Origin of the sequence: Bifidobacterium sp. UTBIF-68 (assembly GCF_006408855.1) — a bacterium.
Taxonomy (GTDB): Bacteria; Actinomycetota; Actinomycetes; order Actinomycetales; family Bifidobacteriaceae; genus Bifidobacterium; species Bifidobacterium reuteri.
In genome coordinates this window covers 1-15,133 of sequence record NZ_JFAN01000037.1, presented here as the reverse complement: position 1 = coordinate 15,133, position 15,133 = coordinate 1, and the positions used below count along the sequence as shown (strand labels likewise).

Here is a 15,133-nt window from a genome sequence, read left to right as displayed (position 1 = left end):
TATGAGCACAACCTGGCTCTGATGATCTTCCGGTCAACGATAACCACAATCCACAATTCCCATAACCTCGTCATTACGCACCTGCTTCATTAAGGACAGCATCATGAGCGCGATACCCCAACCCAACACCACCATCTCCTCCTTCACACCCGTGGCGGATGTGCCCCGTCGCCTCTTCGGCTCGTTCGTCGAGCAATTGGGCCGAGGCGTGTACGGCGGCATCTATGAGCCGACCCATCCAACCGCCGACGAATTCGGCTTCCGCACCGACGTACTCGACCTCGTCAAGGAGCTCGGCGTCACCTGCGTGCGCTACCCGGGCGGTAACATCGTCTCCAACTACCGCTGGGAGGACGGCACCGGCCCGCGCGAGCAGCGCCCGGTGCGCCGCGAGCTGGCCTGGCACCAGACCGAAACCAACGAAGTCGGCATCGACGACTTCTATCACTGGAGCAAGAAGGCCGGCACCGAAATCATGCTCGCGGTCAACATGGGCACCCGCGGACTGCAGGAAGCGCTCGATGAGCTGGAGTACGTCAACGGCGCACCCGGTACCACGATCGCGGACCGCCGTGTAGCCAACGGCATTCCCGAACCGATGAACATCGCCATGTGGTGCATCGGCAACGAGATGGACGGCCCTTGGCAGGTGGGCCACATGACACCCGAGGAATACGCCAGCCGGGTGGAGAAGGTGGCGCACGCCATGAAGCTCGCCGAGTCCGGCCTCGAACTGGTGGCCTGCGGATCGTCAAGCGCCCAGATGCCGACGTTCGGTACATGGGAGAAGACCGTGCTCACCCGCGCGTATGAGTATCTGAGCTTCGTCTCCGCGCACGCCTATTACCATGACCACGACCACGAGTCGCACAAGCCGGAAGGCATGCGCGAATTCCTCGCTTCCTCCGAGGATATGAAGCAGTTCATCGCCACTGTGGCATCCTGCGCCGATTATGCGCGCGAGGCCAACCATGGCAGCAAGGACATCGCGATCTCCTTCGACGAATGGGGCGTGTGGTATCAGGACATCTGGCAGAAGCAGGAGGCTGAGTGGAAGGCGGCCGAAACCGAGGGGCTGCACACCGAACCGTGGCCTAAGGCGCCGCATCTGCTCGAGGACGTGTACACCGCGTCCGACGCGGTGGTCGAAGGCTCTCTGATGATCACCCTGCTCAAGCACTGCGACCGCGTGCGGTCCGCTTCGCGCGCACAGCTGGTCAACGTCATTGCGCCGATCATGGCGGAGGACAACGGCCCGGCATGGCGGCAGACTATCTTCTACCCGTTCGCCGAGGCCGCGAATCACGCCCGCGGAGTGGCGTATGCGCCTGTGATCGACGGCCCGACGTTCCTCACTGAGACGTATGGCGACGTGCAGGCGCTGGAGGCCGTGGTGACTTGGGATGAGGAGACGCGCGAAGGCTTGATTCTGGCCGTGAACCGTGATTCTGACGCGGCGCACGAGCTTTCCGTTGACGTTTCCGGCCTGCCCGGCGTGGATGCCACGCGTTTTGCGGTGACGCACGCTGAGATGCTGCATGACGACGATCCGTATCGTCGCAACAGTGCCGAGAAGCCGGACGCCGTGGTACCGCAGGTGTTGAACGTGTCCGTGGATGGTGCTGTAGCCTCCTATGTGCTACCCGAGATTTCATGGTCGGCAGTGCGGTTCACGGCCTGATCTCAAGGAAGTTCCGTCTCGGCCCCTGCCCGTATAGGATTGCGGAGTAATACCGGTTCCTCAGGCTCATGTCGGCTTGCAACCCGGCATGAGCCTGTTTTTATGAATCCAGGGCCTAAGGAGCAGGATATATGGCTTTCCAGGAGACGGTGACGCTGCACGACGGCACTGCGATGCCGAGGCTGGGTATGGGCACGTGGCATCTGGCCGAGGGGCGGCGGTCCGAGCGGCAGGAGGTTGGGGCATTGCAGGCCGGTCTTGACGCCGGGCTGACGCTGATTGACACGGCCGAGATGTACGCCGACGGACGCGCGGAGTCGCTGGTAGGGCGGGCGATTGCGGGGCGTGACCGGTCGCGGCTGTTTCTGGTCTCCAAGGTCTACCCGCACAATGCCGGACGTCGCCACCTGCGCCACAGTCTGGAGGCCTCGCTGCGGCGTCTTGGCACCGATTATCTGGACATGTACCTGCTGCACTGGCGTGGTTCGGTGCCACTGGCCGAGACCGTGGAATGCATGGAACAGGCCAAGTCGGACGGGTTGATCCGCAACTGGGGCGTGTCGAACTTCGACACCGCCGACATGCGTGAACTGTTCGACGTTCCGGGCGGCGATGCCTGTGCGGTGAACCAGGACCTGTATCATCTCGGCTCGCGCGGCGTGGAATACGATCTTCTGCCGTGGATGGACGCACATCAGGTGCCGCTGATGGCGTACTGCCCGCTGGCGCAGGCGGGTCGATTGCACGACAGGCTGCTCGGCTCGCCCGTGGTACGTTCGATTGCCGCGGCACATGGTGTGGAACCGATGCAGGTGCTGCTCGCGTTCGTGCTGCGACGCCCCGATACAATTGCGATTCCTTGCAGCGGCAGCGCCGGGCATGTGCTTGACAATCTCAAGGCACTCGACATCACGCTCGGCGAGGATGAACTCGCGGCGCTGGACGACGCATTCCCCGCGCCGACCAGCAAAGAGCCGCTCGACATGGAGTAAGGCTCCGACACCGCGATACCGCGCACTTAAAGAACGAATAATCCGCCTTCGCCTATCAGTTCGGCGTGAGCGGATGCTGCGCCGAGCCGCGTCCACCCAATCACCCGACATGTCCTGGACATAACCGACTGTTCTGGGCATAACCAGACCGCACACCCCACCCCATCACGGATTCTGGGCATACACGCATCATTTATTCTGGGCACAACCGTGTCATTACGCACATTCTGGGCATAGACGTATCACTAGGGGGCCGTTTCCGTCGTCCTCGTGATACGTCTATGCCCAGAACAGGATTCGACAAGCCACTGATATACCGTATATGCCCAGAACAGGAGGGCGGGTGGACATGGTCAACGACGTGATCTTTGATTTCTGCGGTGTGCTGGTCGATTGGCAGCCGCGCCGCGCGTTGGAGGGGTTGTTCCCTGAGAAGGACGTTGCAGCGTTCTTTGCCGATGACGATCGCTGTGGATTCATGTATTTCGACGATCTGCACGATCGCGGTACGGACTATTCCGAACTGCTGCCCGCATACGAGGAGGAATACGGCACGCAATTGGGCCGGATGATGCGAGTCTATGCGGCACATATCGATCGCACGCTGGTCGGCCCGATGCCCGGCATGCCGGAGCTACTGGCCGACCTGCAGCATCAAGGCGTCCACATCTGGGGGCTGACCAACTGGGGGCGGGACACATGGCCCGTCATGGCCAGCCGATTCCCGGAGCTCATCAGGGCATTGGACGGCGTCGTCGTCTCCGGCCGCGACGGCAATGGCACCGCCAAACCGGATGAGGCGTTCTTCGACCTCGCAATCGAACGGTTCGGCGTGGACCGCGCGTCCACATTGTTCGTGGACGATTCCCCATACAACATCGACGGCGCGCAGGTCGCAGGATTGCCGGCCATCCGATTCGTTGATGCCGCCGGGGTGCGCACCCGGGTCATGGAAGCGTAGCGTATCGAAACACTACGCAAGCGGCCCAGTCTCCGAAAGCACATTCCGCGAGCCTGCCATATCAATTCCGTGAGCCGGACGCGCCCGGTCCGCGAGTCGGACGCCGATTGCGGCGGCCGACCACCATGTTCTAGCATGAACCCTCGGTTCATAAATGTCCACATTACGGACTTTATCATTCACATAATGAACATATAACCGGTGACCGCTGAAGGGGCGGCCGACCGCGGCACGTAACTGAGCGCCCGCGGCCAAGAGGATATCAGGGTGGCGGAGGGTAATCATGGTCGCGTTTTCTCTGACGGCCAACAATGAAATCGGCCAGCAGGCCGTGTGGAAAGCGGTCCCGTTGGGCCGTCTCGAATTCCCACAGGTAAGCGAACCGTATGACGGCGCATTCGATGACGATTTCTGGCCGAGCAGGCATAAGGAATACAACCGGCTCGAATGGGACGCGATGGACTGGAACGCGGTTCGCAGTCAGATGGATTTGGCGTCAGAACAGCTGGAAAAGCACCCTGAGGCATCACCCGAGCTGGAATTCGATGTTCCTTCGGTGCGGGAGCGCACATTTCTGGAGATGTGGTTCGGCTACGGCGATCCGAGTGTCGAAGCCACGGCCATCAGCGGCGAGCGCTCCGGAGGCACCGGGCAGGAAGACGCGGCAAACCAGAACGCGCCCGAATCCAAACCGACACGGTATCGCGTCGGCTACGGACAGCATCGCATCTGCGCGTACGCCGACTACCCGATGGGCACGCGAGACCGCAGTCTGATGCGGATTCCTGTATCGGGATTCCTGCCGACCGGTCCCCTCTCCCCTGATACACTCATACCCGTGCTCACACACTGACAAAGGCCAATAAAGGGTGAGCCGGATGCGATAGACGAACAGGACATGACGCTATGAAGACGAACAGAACACACCCACGTGCCGTGGTTACCGCAAAGGCCGCGCGCTCGATCGAAGAGGGACATCCCTGGGTGTACGAGGGCGAAGTGAGGCGATTCGAGCTGCCTTCAGGCGATTCATGGGACAATAACGGTTCGCTCAAGCCCGGAGCGTGGGATTCGACCGGCTCCGGAGAGGCAGCGGATTCCGCACAATCCGCGGATCCCGCTCAATCCGAGCAATCCGCACAATCCGCACGGCGGCAGCGCCCCGCCAACGACTTCCGCGAGCGCCGTCGGCGCAAGGAACTCCTCAATGCACCCCAGACCGAGGACGAGATCATTCCGTTCGAGGCCCTGCCTGACGGCTCGATTGTGGACGTGGTGAGCCTCAAGGGCTCGTATCTCGGCACCGGCCTGCTGTCCCGGCACAGTCGCATCCGCGTGCGACTGGTGACGCGCAACGCCAACGATGACTTCTCCCCCGCGTTCTGGGAGCGCAAGGTTCGCTGGGCATGGGAGTATCGCAAAACCGTGATGGGCGACGATGCGCATGCCTGCCGCGTGATCTTCTCCGAAGCCGACGAGTTCCCCGGTCTGATTGTGGACCGGTTCAACGATGTGCTCGTCACTCAGACGTTGTCCGCCGGCATGGAACGCCTCAAGCCCGTGGTCTTCTCGGCACTGATCAAAGTATTTGCCGAAGACGGGGTGTCGCTGCGCGGCATCTACGAGCGCAATGATGTCGCCACGCGCTCTCTGGAAGGACTGGAACAGACGACCGGCTGGTGGTCGCCGCAATCAGACGATGACAGTGCCGGCGACACTGTAGACGCTGCCGCTCATACCGACGCTGCCGATTCAGACCTGACCGTCACCGACATCACCGAGAACGGCGTCAGGTATCACGTCGATTTCGCGAACGGCCAGAAGACGGGATTCTTCCTCGACCAGAAGTACAACCGCAGGGCCGTGGCTCGATTGGCACAAGGGCGGCGCGTACTCGACTGCTGCACGCATACCGGCTCCTTCGCCCTCAACGCGGCGCTCGGCGGCGCGGAATTCGTGCGCGCGGTGGATGTATCCGAAACCGCCATCGACATGGCCCGGGAGAACGCACGGCTCAACGGGCCGGATGTCGCAGGTCGCATGGACTTCACCGTCGCCAATATCTTCGATCTGCTGCCCGAGCTAGAGCGCACGCGCAACCCCGAGCATTTCGACTTCATCATCCTCGATCCGCCCGCATTCACCAAGAGCCGCAGAACCATCGGCTCAGCCGAACGAGGCTACCGCGAAATCAATTATCGGGCGATGCGCATCTTGCCGCGCGGCGGCTATCTGGCGACCTGCTCCTGCTCGCATTTCATGGATCACGAACGGTTCAAGCGCATGATCGCCGAAGCGGCGCAGGATGCCGGCGTGCGCCTGCGGCAGATCGAGGAACGCCAGCAGGCACCGGATCATCCGATTGTCTGGGGCGTGCCGGAGACCGACTATCTCAAGTGCTTCCTGTTCCAGGTGGTGTGACCTGCCGCACGTACGAAACAGCAGTAACCGAGCCGATGCGGCAATTGCTGCACCACAACTCAAAGCTCTCTGAGCTACTGCTGAAGCTACTGCTGATCCCGCATCGCGCGCATTCGCCGCTCCTCGTAGTCGTTCCACTCCCTTTTGCCCGCAGCCAGCAGCTCTCCGGACGTGGCGATATCCTCCATGACCTGTTCGCAACGACGTGAGGTACGTTGCAATGAATCAACAATCTGCGTTGCGGCATCGGAACCGACGTCAAGCGCCTTCGCCTCGGCTATGAGACGCTGGCGCATGGCATCGAGCTGGGCGGCACGACCCCTGAATTCCTCAAGGATGGCCTCCGGATCACCGAGCGCAAGCAGTCTCATCCACCTATCAGACAGCTGCTCGCCATCTTCCATATCGCCTACCTTTCGTTCCGCCGACTTCGCGCATATCCCAATCACATGCCGAGCCGACGACTATACTCCTTGGCCTTCTGGGCACCGTCACGAAGATTGACGGCGAGCATATGCAGATCATCAGCCGTATTGCTCAACGCAGACAAGGCCGATACAAACGAAGGCGCCGGCACGTCCTTAATCTCCGCATTCACACGATGGGCGAACGACGTAAAGGCCCGCTCCAGCAGAATGACGGTCTGCATATCGGCTTCGGCATCGGCCCTCATCTGCTCGAGCATCTTCTGGCGATCCTGAATCAAGCTCATAAGACCTTCCCGACTATTTCAATCCCACGATTACAAACAACCGAAAAATGCAATAAACTCTGTTTCAGCAAGATTCAAGGCATCCAAACACTCCACGATACTGAGCTCGGACATTCTCGAGTAACGCAACGTAGTCTTTGTCACCGCCATATACGTCGTAGAGTGTATTGATGTTGCTCTCGACGGATTTATACCTATCGTCGATAACTTCATACTGCGCATGAACCTGATCCTTCACGCCCTGCAGATATGCACGCAAATCATCATCCATATCATTCCCTCAATCAGAGTTGTTCGAGGCGCGAGTAATACGAATCCATCTTCGATTTCGCCTCAAGCAGAGCGCTGACCACAGTCTGTAATCCGCTCGCCGCATTGTCTAGGATGGCCGCGGCGCGTTCTCCCGTGGCGCTGCCGCTCAGCTGACTGTTGACTTCGGCAGCGAGCCGCTCAAGCTCTTCCTGCACTTTTTGCGTATCGCCAGCACCGCTGAGCGTCTGATCCGCAATCTGCTTGAGTACATCTTTCTTATCTTGATACATTCCCATAACTTGTTCCTTTCCTTACAGCGTGTATGGAGAGACCTATCTGTCGCATCACTGTCGCATCACAAGCCGTCGCGCATTTGCGCCAACTGCTCCTTGGCCTGATACACGGTCTCGCCGGCTTGGGAATATAAGTCACGCGCGGTAGCCGCGCTGTCGATGAATCCTTGAACATCGCCGCTTCGCGCGCCGCTAAACGCCTCACTCAACGCGCGAAGATTATTCTGCAAGTTCACCTGATCTTCGACGAGAATCTTGTTATATTGCTCCAATTGGGAAACATAGCTATCGATAAGCTGGATGATTTCATCCATATACAATCCTTTCCGCTGCGGTTCAATATCCGAACAACGCCGATGTGATGCGACGTCGTGTTTCCAGATTCACCGGCGTATACGGAATCACCGTCACCGGCTCGGACAGATACGTGCTGTCGGCCACGAGAGCACGATTCGCGCGCGGCTTCCATGCCGTGAATGGCCCGAGTTGCCGCTGCACTTCACGCTCATCCAGCCGCAGCATGATCTTGATGTCGAAGTATCCGTTGTTGCCGAAACCCACGTGCGACTCGAATACGCTGGTCTTCATCCACCAGCCGAGCACATGCACGCCTTTCGCCGGACCGTCCTTGACGAGCTTGCCGAAACTTTTCGGCATATCGGCCACCTTGTCGAGGCCGAAGCCGATCAGATAGACCAGATCGTCATCGGCGGTCCGCGAGGTCAGGGAATCAGCCAAATCGTTCACCACCGCGCCAAGAGCCTTGCCTTCGACGCGCTGCACGGGGAATCCGATGGATTCCATGAACTGATAGAAACCGTTCATGTCATTGCGCTTCGCGGCATCGGCATCGGTCAGATCGCACACGATGAACTGCGCGTTGCCTTTGGTGTTCCGAAGGGCGAGCGCTATCGCGGCATTCTGCAGCAATCCGATCGCATTGTTCACATGCTCCTCATCCTGCGCATCCGCATCCGCATCCGACGCATCATCAGTCGCACCGGGACCAATGCCGGTCACCTCATCGACATCGATGTCGGCATCGTCGAACTGCTCTTCACCAGCACCGAATACCGCCATATTGCGTCCGGAATCCTCGCCGAAGTCAAGCTTGAGCGAAGAGCCACCCACCGAGATGCGCTCGCCCACGAACAGTTCCGGCCGGCCGCCGCGCGTGGCGAGCATTTCCGCCGAGGCGGCATCCAGACGAATGACCTTTGTGCCGTCATACACGTATGGCGGCCTGGTGAAATCGCGGGCGTGAATCCACCAGTTTCGCCTCAGCCGTGAAAGCACGGCGTCATCCGCCCAGGCAACGGCGACCTTACGGTTCGAGGCGATGGCGCCATAGTCGAGGTTGACGATGGCCTGCCCCATATGCAGGTCGGCGGCTGCCGTATTGCCCAGACCCAGCGTCGCCTCGGATTCCCGAATGGAGTTGCGATGCGCAATACGAATCGGCGTCTGCGCGAAGATGTCGGAGTCCTTGCTCAGTTCGATGCCGCTGGCGATGGTCTGCGAGGCGAGGATGAAGTGAATGCCCGCAGCACGGAACAGGCGCGTGGACTTGGACAGCATGGCCACGACGTCGCGCGCCATAGATTTGTCGTCGAGCATCATCTGGAATTCGTCGATCACCACAACAATACGGGGAACGACTGCACCCGTGGATTCACGGTACTGCTTGATGTTCTGGCAGCTATGGCGTTTGAACAGACGCATGCGCCTTTGGTAGACGGCATAGAGGTGCTGGAGCACCGCCATACCGAATTCCACATCGCTTTCCAAGCCAAGTGCACGCACATGCGGCAGATAGTCCTGATGGTCGATGTTCGCATATTGCCGCAGCGTGACGCCTTCCTTGAAATCAAGGAGGTACAGCTCCAACTCACGCGGCGAATACCGTTGGCATAGGCTATGGAGGATGACGGCTATGAGGTTCGACTTGCCCTGACCGACAGCGCCGGTGATCAGCGCATTGTGCAGCTGCTCACGGTTGGAGCCGATGGTCACGCGGGTGGTTTCGAGACCGTACATGCCGACGTCGAAAGTCACGCCGTCGGAGCTGTTGCCCGTCCACATGGCCTGTGGCGACGTATCACACACGTCTTCGAACAGCACCGGATCCATGGTGGATTTCGAGAATCGTTCGGCGAGATCAGCACAGGAGTCGATGATGGTGTTCGCTGAGACGTTAGGGGTCAGTGACGTGTTCGTGGTGATGACATGGCATTTGTTCGACAGGAACATGACGCTCGCGTCATCCGGGGTGGGCGAGACGATGAGGAAGGTGACGCCCGCAGCTGGCCCTGCGGCCATCAGGATGGACATCAATTCCTTGGTATGGTCATTGAGCATGTACATGTCGGCGGTGATGACGACCAGTATGTAGCTCTCCACCCGTTTACCCGTGGCCCGGCGGAAATCAAGCAGCGAGCGCTGACGTCCCTGAATCACCGTGTGCACACCGTGGATATGCTGCTCGAGCTTGACGCAGTAGTCGCCCAGTTCTTTCTCCGTGATGAGCACGCGGAGCAGATGGTCGGCTTGCAGGCCGGCGAAAGGAGCGGCGACGCCGCGCAGATTGTAGTCGAACACGACGAGTTCCAGTTCGCCGGGATCGGTGCCGAGCAACGACTTGAGCATGATCTCCTGCGCGATCTGCACCGTGCGGGGGCCATAATCCTCCTCAAGCCAGATGTTGCCGCGACCGACCGCATCGACCGGTAATCCCTCTCGGCCGAGCGCAATGCGCCCGGCCACGTTCAGCGTCGCCATGATGAATCACTGTGTAGAAATCAGAGTCCCTTGTATCCCATTTGGGAGGTAATCCAAATGGCCAGCAGACCGAGCACCAAATTGGCGAGTATCCAGAGAGCCGTACGCCCCTTGCCAATGATGTAGCCTAAACTCCACTCTGGTAAATCATTGATATTGTTGAACGGAATCTTGTCTCCGGTCAATAGCCAGTTCAGCGGTATAACGAGCCCTATCGTACCCAATACCGCACCAGCTGGCCCGGCAAGGACGCACATGAAGAAGAATACAACCAACTCCACAACATTAAGGATAATTGGCTTTCTCAACGCATCTTTTTCCTTGTCAAGGATGTCATCAATTCTCTTGATTTCGGATTCCATCTCAGATTTCTCTGAACTTATATCCTTTGTGAAATCGGAAGTGGGGTTCTTTACCTTTGCACTGAGACTATCCACCGTGCGTATCAACGATCGATACCCATCCTGAATCGACGCAAGTTCATCCTTATTCTCTTTCGTATAGCTGATGAATCCCGACTCACTCAGCACGGCTTGGTAGCGTTTATCGAGTTGGCTTCCTCGGCTACTTAGGACATCGAAGATATCCATCCTCGTCAAAATCTCTTGCACATAATCCACTATCGCTTGATTGCCCTGAGCCTGTCCCAGTTCGGATGCCTTTTGGTACTGACTTCTAGCCTTGTCTTCGTCGTCCTTTTTCCAATACACATCGCCACGGGCAGCGTATCCAAAGGCATTATCCGGATCGAGCAGAATGGCCTGCGTGGCGGCTTTCTCCACTCGATTCCAATCCGCCCCCTCTTCGAGGCTTTCATAAATCATTATTGCGGTATCCCACACTTCGGGATTATCCGGTTGCTGGCGTTCAGCCTGTTCAATGGCGGCCTCCGCCATCTTGACATCGCCATCTTGAATATAATGTTGAGCAATCTGCAACCAGTCGCGTTCGCCATCATTGACCCACGTCTTCTCAGGCTTGTCATTCAGGCTCTGGTCGTAGGCGGCGCGGGCTGCATCGTCGAGCAGCGTCTTCTCGGCTTCGCCGATCAGCTTGACCTTGTTCTGCGCCTCGGCACCGACAGTACCGCCGCGCGAGGCTCGGTTCGACCAGATGGTGCGCTGCTTCTTGATCGCGGCGCGAATCTCATCAGCGCCGGCGTTACGCGCGACACCGAGAAGTTCGTAGTAATTGACCTTCTCTGCCATGATGGCTCCTTCTTCTTATGATCCCTGTGTTCCACTGATCGAGTGGTCTACTGATGGGATGGTCTATTCATTGGGGGTCTACTGATTGGGCACGCCACCGCATCACGCTACGGATCCGACGGCGTCCCCGTTCTATGCGTCAGCTTCTGCGGTAGTGCGTGCGCTGCGGTAGACGATTACTTCTTCCGGGCGGATGACCGTGCCATTGAGGCGGTATCCGGTTTTCTGAACAGCCACCACCGTGTTGTCGGGCGTGGCGGCGGCTTCATGGCGCGCATCCTCAGCAGTACTGCTGACGCCGACGATGCGCTGCACAGCCGGATCAAAGGTTCGCTGCGATGCGATCGGCTCTAATCCGTAATGCGCCAGAATCGCGAGGATCTCGTCATCGATCGAAGCGACGAAATCCTGCGCATCCTTGTCTTCGCTGCGGTAGGCTGCGAGCCGGTCCAGCAGCAAGGCGAACTCGCGACACAGCGGTGCGAGGCGCTGCGCATCCGCCGCTGCGGACAAAGCGTTGATCGCCTGGGCTTTGACCTTGTCATCAAGTAGCCGACGGCGGAACAGATCGGTCAACTGATCGATGCCGTCAAGCATGCGCGCGACATCATCGGGCGAGACTCCGTCATGTCGTTGCGCGGATGTTGCAGCATCCTGATTCGGTTGAGATGTCGGTGCAGTCATGTCCTCTCGCTTTCCTCAGTCCACGTTCATGCCGTCAATCTTGGTGCGGGCCTGCATCAGCTGGTCCGCGGACATATTCGCTGTGCGGTCGATATCAAAGGTGCCAAGCGACTTGTTCTCCGTCAGATCCTCGACCTCGACGAACACGGTCTGGTCGATGTCATAGGCGAACGTGACGCGGATGGGAGAACCTGCAGGATGCGGCGGCACGGGCAAGATCTGATTGGCCAGTATCTTCACATACTTCGGGTCGTCATCGTTGCCTTCGGTGACCTGCACATTGAGCTCTCGCTGATTGTCGACGGTCGTGTAGAACACATCCGAAGCCTTGGCAGGAATCCGTGTGTTGTTCCGGATGATGATGCTGTTGATATCCCTGCCGCCCGAGCCGACAACAATCACGCCCAGCGACTGTGACGTGACATCGGAAATGATGATGTCCGAGCCAGTGGCACCGGCGGCACACGATGCAACGGAACCATTGCCTGACGCACTGAGGCTTGCCGCATAAATGGAGGCACCAATTGCCACAGCCGTGTCCGGATCGATCTCATGCTTGAGCTGGCGGCCGGAGATCTGCTCCAGCATCTTGCGTACCATCGGCATGCGCGTCGAGCCACCGATCATCAGCAAGTAATCGATATCGCTCCACTGCACGTGCTGGTTCTCAAGCAGCAACTCAAGCCGCTCACGAGTGCGATTGAGCAGCGTCTCAGTGGCCTGTTCGAACTCGTCGCGTGTAATACGCACGCGGTAGGTCTTGCCGTCGATGGTAAAGATGGCGGTGCTCTGTGCCACATTGCTCAGGCCACGCTTGAGAATCTCCGCCTTTTCGCGAATCTCCGCATGCAACTGGTCGTCGTATTCATCGACCTCATATCCTTGCTTGGCGAGATCGGCGACGATGAGATCGCTGATCTCATTATCGAAGTCGAACCCGCCCAGATTCGGGTCGCCATCGGTGGCAATCACGTTGAACGACCCGTCGCGGATCTCCATCAGCGTGATGTCGAATGTGCCACCGCCCAAGTCATAGACCAGCACGCGGCCGTTGTTCTGGGAAGTCAAGCCATAGGCGATCGCCGCCGCAGTAGGTTCATTGAACACCTGCAGCACGTTCAGCCCGGCAAGCTTGCCGGCCTGTTTGGTCGCCGTGCGACGGGCGTCATCGAAGTACGCCGGCACAGTGATCACCGCATCAGTCACTGGCTCGCCCAGATCAAGCTCGGCGTATTGCTTGATGTATTTGAGGATAAGGGCCGAGATCTCTTCCGGACGGAAATCCGTGCCGTTCGGCGAAGTGTATACGAAATCGGGGTTGCCCATCTGCCGTTTGATGAACTGCACCACGTTGTACGGCGAGCCGGCGGCGGAATTCTTGGCCATCTCACCGACCAGAGGCTCTTCTGCGCCATTGGTATCAGGGAAGAACACCACGGAAGGAGTGGTATTCAGTCCTTCCTGATTGGGCAGCACCTGCGCGCTGTGCCCATCGACGGACACCGCCGCAGCCGAATACGTGGTTCCCAGGTCAATTCCGATTACCGCCATAGCGCCCTTCTCTCTCGCGCCCGATATCCGAACGATTTCAAGGCTAATGTCGAATTCCCGGGACACCAGAGCGACGCCATTAACGATATTGCTGGGGTCAAAATCGCAGTTCTCAGGGTGCCGAACGCGGTGTGCCAGTGGCCTGCCAGTGGCGTGCCAGTGGTCTGCTCCGGAAATTCGTTGACTGTATTTCTGGCTCGTATGCCGGCATGTAGCGCATGCCCCGATCAGGGTCGCGTAGATTCGTCAGATGCCGCGAAAATAGGCACTCAGGCGCTCACGCGTATATGCACGTCTGCGCTGGCTGACCGGAATCGACTCTCCGGTGAGCAGAATGATGCGATCTCCGGTGAACACCTTGAAGAAATCCATATTGAATACAAAGCTTTTGTGGCATTGCAGGAACTGATGCGGCAGCAACCGGCAAAATTGGCTCAACGTGGCATAGGTGTCCACCACACCGATGGCATGGATGTGCAGCACTCGGCGGGTGCTTTCGATGTATCGGATTTCGCGAGGTTCGATCGCATACATGTTGGTACCGGAATACACACGGATCGGACGGCTGCGGCGGCTGTCGATAATCTGCACGGCTTTGGCGAGCGCAGCATGAAGATCATCATCGGAGACCGGCTTGGTCAGGAAGCTCAGATGTTCAGTGGCATACACCTGCGTATGAAATTGCGGGTATCCCGTGACATAGATGATCTGAGTATCGAAGCCTGAAGAAAACAGCCGTTGCACCACATCTATGCCCGTCTCCTCATCACCGAGGTGGATATCCATAAGCACGATGTCATATGCGCAATCGGCGAGCGCGGATTCCGATGACTGCGTATCCGTGAATACCGAGACTTCAAAGCACACCGGGTCCTGCCGAGGAGCAATGTCGTTGCCTGCGTCACGCCCCTTGCCTGGACGAAAAAGCGCAGACGAGGAGACGCTCACGACGCTTGCGCGCAATCGTTCGGCAAGCGCGTTGGCTGCTTGTTGGTCGTCGTCCACAACGGCGACGGAAACCGTATACCCCCCCCACGCCTTTCTCCTCTCGGCAAACACTCAGGTGCTTCTGGAATGCATCTTAAATATGCCCCGCGTCAATACCAGACAGGTTTTGAGTATTTGTAATAATCGCCGAATCAAATGTCATAAACAATGATGGGAATGTTCATCTGCCGCTGCAATATGGCGGACGATGCCATGGGTAATGGACTATACCGTGGGGGATAATCCATCGGCGGACAATGCTGTGGAGGACAACCCATCGGCGGGACAATACCGTGGAGGACACAACCGGTCCATTCCAAACCATCCAAGCCGTCCTGGGCATAAACGGACCGCACGCCCCACCCCATCACAGATTCTGGGCATTTACGCAGCATTTATTCTGGGCATAACCGTGCCATTACACGCATTCTGGGCATAACCGTATCACGAAGAGGCTGTTTTCGGCGTCCTCGTGATACGTATATGCCCAGAACGGGATTCGACGAGCCACTGATGTACCGCATATGCCCAGAACCGAGCTGTTCCACGCTGAATTTCATCGGATAACAAAGTAGGTGCCCGACATCCGAAGATGCCGGGCACCTACTGCTGC

At 58.4% G+C, this 15,133-nt stretch carries 15 protein-coding genes; 5 read left to right on the top strand and 10 right to left on the bottom strand.

The genetic code is table 11. The features are described from left to right. Positions 1-103: 103 nt before the first annotated feature. The 5 genes from BW14_RS09910 (at position 104) to BW14_RS09890 (ending at position 6,055) form a co-directional block, all read left to right on the top strand. The gene (locus BW14_RS09910; RefSeq protein ID WP_140462560.1) at positions 104-1,681 is read left to right on the top strand and encodes an alpha-N-arabinofuranosidase; all 1,578 of its coding nucleotides are present in this window, start codon (positions 104-106) and stop codon (positions 1,679-1,681) included. A 131-nt stretch (positions 1,682-1,812) separates the two neighbouring features. After that, entirely contained in the window at positions 1,813-2,673 is an 861-nt protein-coding gene (locus BW14_RS09905; RefSeq protein WP_044089567.1) for an aldo/keto reductase, read from the top strand. A 322-nt stretch (positions 2,674-2,995) separates the two neighbouring features. Further along, positions 2,996-3,634, top strand: a complete 639-nt coding sequence (locus BW14_RS09900; protein ID WP_081886622.1) for an HAD family phosphatase — start codon at positions 2,996-2,998, stop codon at positions 3,632-3,634. Between the two features lie 283 nt (positions 3,635-3,917). Then, positions 3,918-4,487: a hypothetical protein gene (locus tag BW14_RS09895; RefSeq protein ID WP_044089568.1), complete on the top strand. Its 570-nt coding sequence runs from the start codon at positions 3,918-3,920 to the stop codon at positions 4,485-4,487. Positions 4,488-4,540: 53 nt separating this feature from the next. Next, positions 4,541-6,055 (top strand): class I SAM-dependent rRNA methyltransferase, encoded by a 1,515-nt coding sequence (locus tag BW14_RS09890; RefSeq protein ID WP_081886623.1) that lies wholly within the window; start codon positions 4,541-4,543, stop codon positions 6,053-6,055. 86 nt (positions 6,056-6,141) lie between these two features. Here the strand turns inward: BW14_RS09890 and BW14_RS09885 are convergent, their stop codons facing one another. The 10 genes from BW14_RS09885 to BW14_RS09840 form a co-directional block, all read right to left on the bottom strand. Next, on the bottom strand, positions 6,142-6,459 hold the full coding sequence (locus BW14_RS09885; RefSeq protein ID WP_140462558.1) for a hypothetical protein: 318 nt from the start codon (positions 6,457-6,459) through the stop codon (positions 6,142-6,144). A gap of 41 nt (positions 6,460-6,500) precedes the next feature. Continuing rightward, positions 6,501-6,767, bottom strand: coding sequence for a hypothetical protein (locus BW14_RS09880; protein ID WP_044089570.1), 267 nt, complete (start codon positions 6,765-6,767; stop codon positions 6,501-6,503). 64 nt (positions 6,768-6,831) lie between these two features. Continuing rightward, positions 6,832-7,038 carry a hypothetical protein gene (locus BW14_RS09875; RefSeq protein WP_044089571.1) on the bottom strand — a complete coding sequence of 69 codons (207 nt, stop codon included), beginning with the start codon at positions 7,036-7,038 and terminating at the stop codon, positions 6,832-6,834. 13 nt (positions 7,039-7,051) lie between these two features. Continuing rightward, the gene (locus BW14_RS09870; RefSeq protein WP_044089572.1) at positions 7,052-7,315 is read right to left on the bottom strand and encodes a hypothetical protein; all 264 of its coding nucleotides are present in this window, start codon (positions 7,313-7,315) and stop codon (positions 7,052-7,054) included. A 59-nt stretch (positions 7,316-7,374) separates the two neighbouring features. Then, complete coding sequence (locus BW14_RS09865; RefSeq protein WP_044089573.1) at positions 7,375-7,626, bottom strand: hypothetical protein; 252 nt, start codon at positions 7,624-7,626, stop codon at positions 7,375-7,377. Positions 7,627-7,648: 22 nt separating this feature from the next. Beyond that, positions 7,649-10,090 carry an FtsK/SpoIIIE domain-containing protein gene (locus BW14_RS09860; RefSeq protein ID WP_140464051.1) on the bottom strand — a complete coding sequence of 814 codons (2,442 nt, stop codon included), beginning with the start codon at positions 10,088-10,090 and terminating at the stop codon, positions 7,649-7,651. Between the two features lie 20 nt (positions 10,091-10,110). Next, positions 10,111-11,298 (bottom strand): DnaJ domain-containing protein, encoded by a 1,188-nt coding sequence (locus BW14_RS09855; protein WP_052382083.1) that lies wholly within the window; start codon positions 11,296-11,298, stop codon positions 10,111-10,113. Positions 11,299-11,430: 132 nt separating this feature from the next. Continuing rightward, positions 11,431-11,895, bottom strand: a complete 465-nt coding sequence (locus BW14_RS09850) for a nucleotide exchange factor GrpE (protein ID WP_161788311.1) — start codon at positions 11,893-11,895, stop codon at positions 11,431-11,433. A gap of 102 nt (positions 11,896-11,997) precedes the next feature. Further along, the gene (locus BW14_RS09845; protein ID WP_140490463.1) at positions 11,998-13,533 is read right to left on the bottom strand and encodes an Hsp70 family protein; all 1,536 of its coding nucleotides are present in this window, start codon (positions 13,531-13,533) and stop codon (positions 11,998-12,000) included. Positions 13,534-13,779: 246 nt separating this feature from the next. Beyond that, the gene (locus BW14_RS09840) at positions 13,780-14,538 is read right to left on the bottom strand and encodes a LytTR family DNA-binding domain-containing protein (RefSeq protein ID WP_052382085.1); all 759 of its coding nucleotides are present in this window, start codon (positions 14,536-14,538) and stop codon (positions 13,780-13,782) included. Positions 14,539-15,133 lie beyond the last annotated feature (595 nt).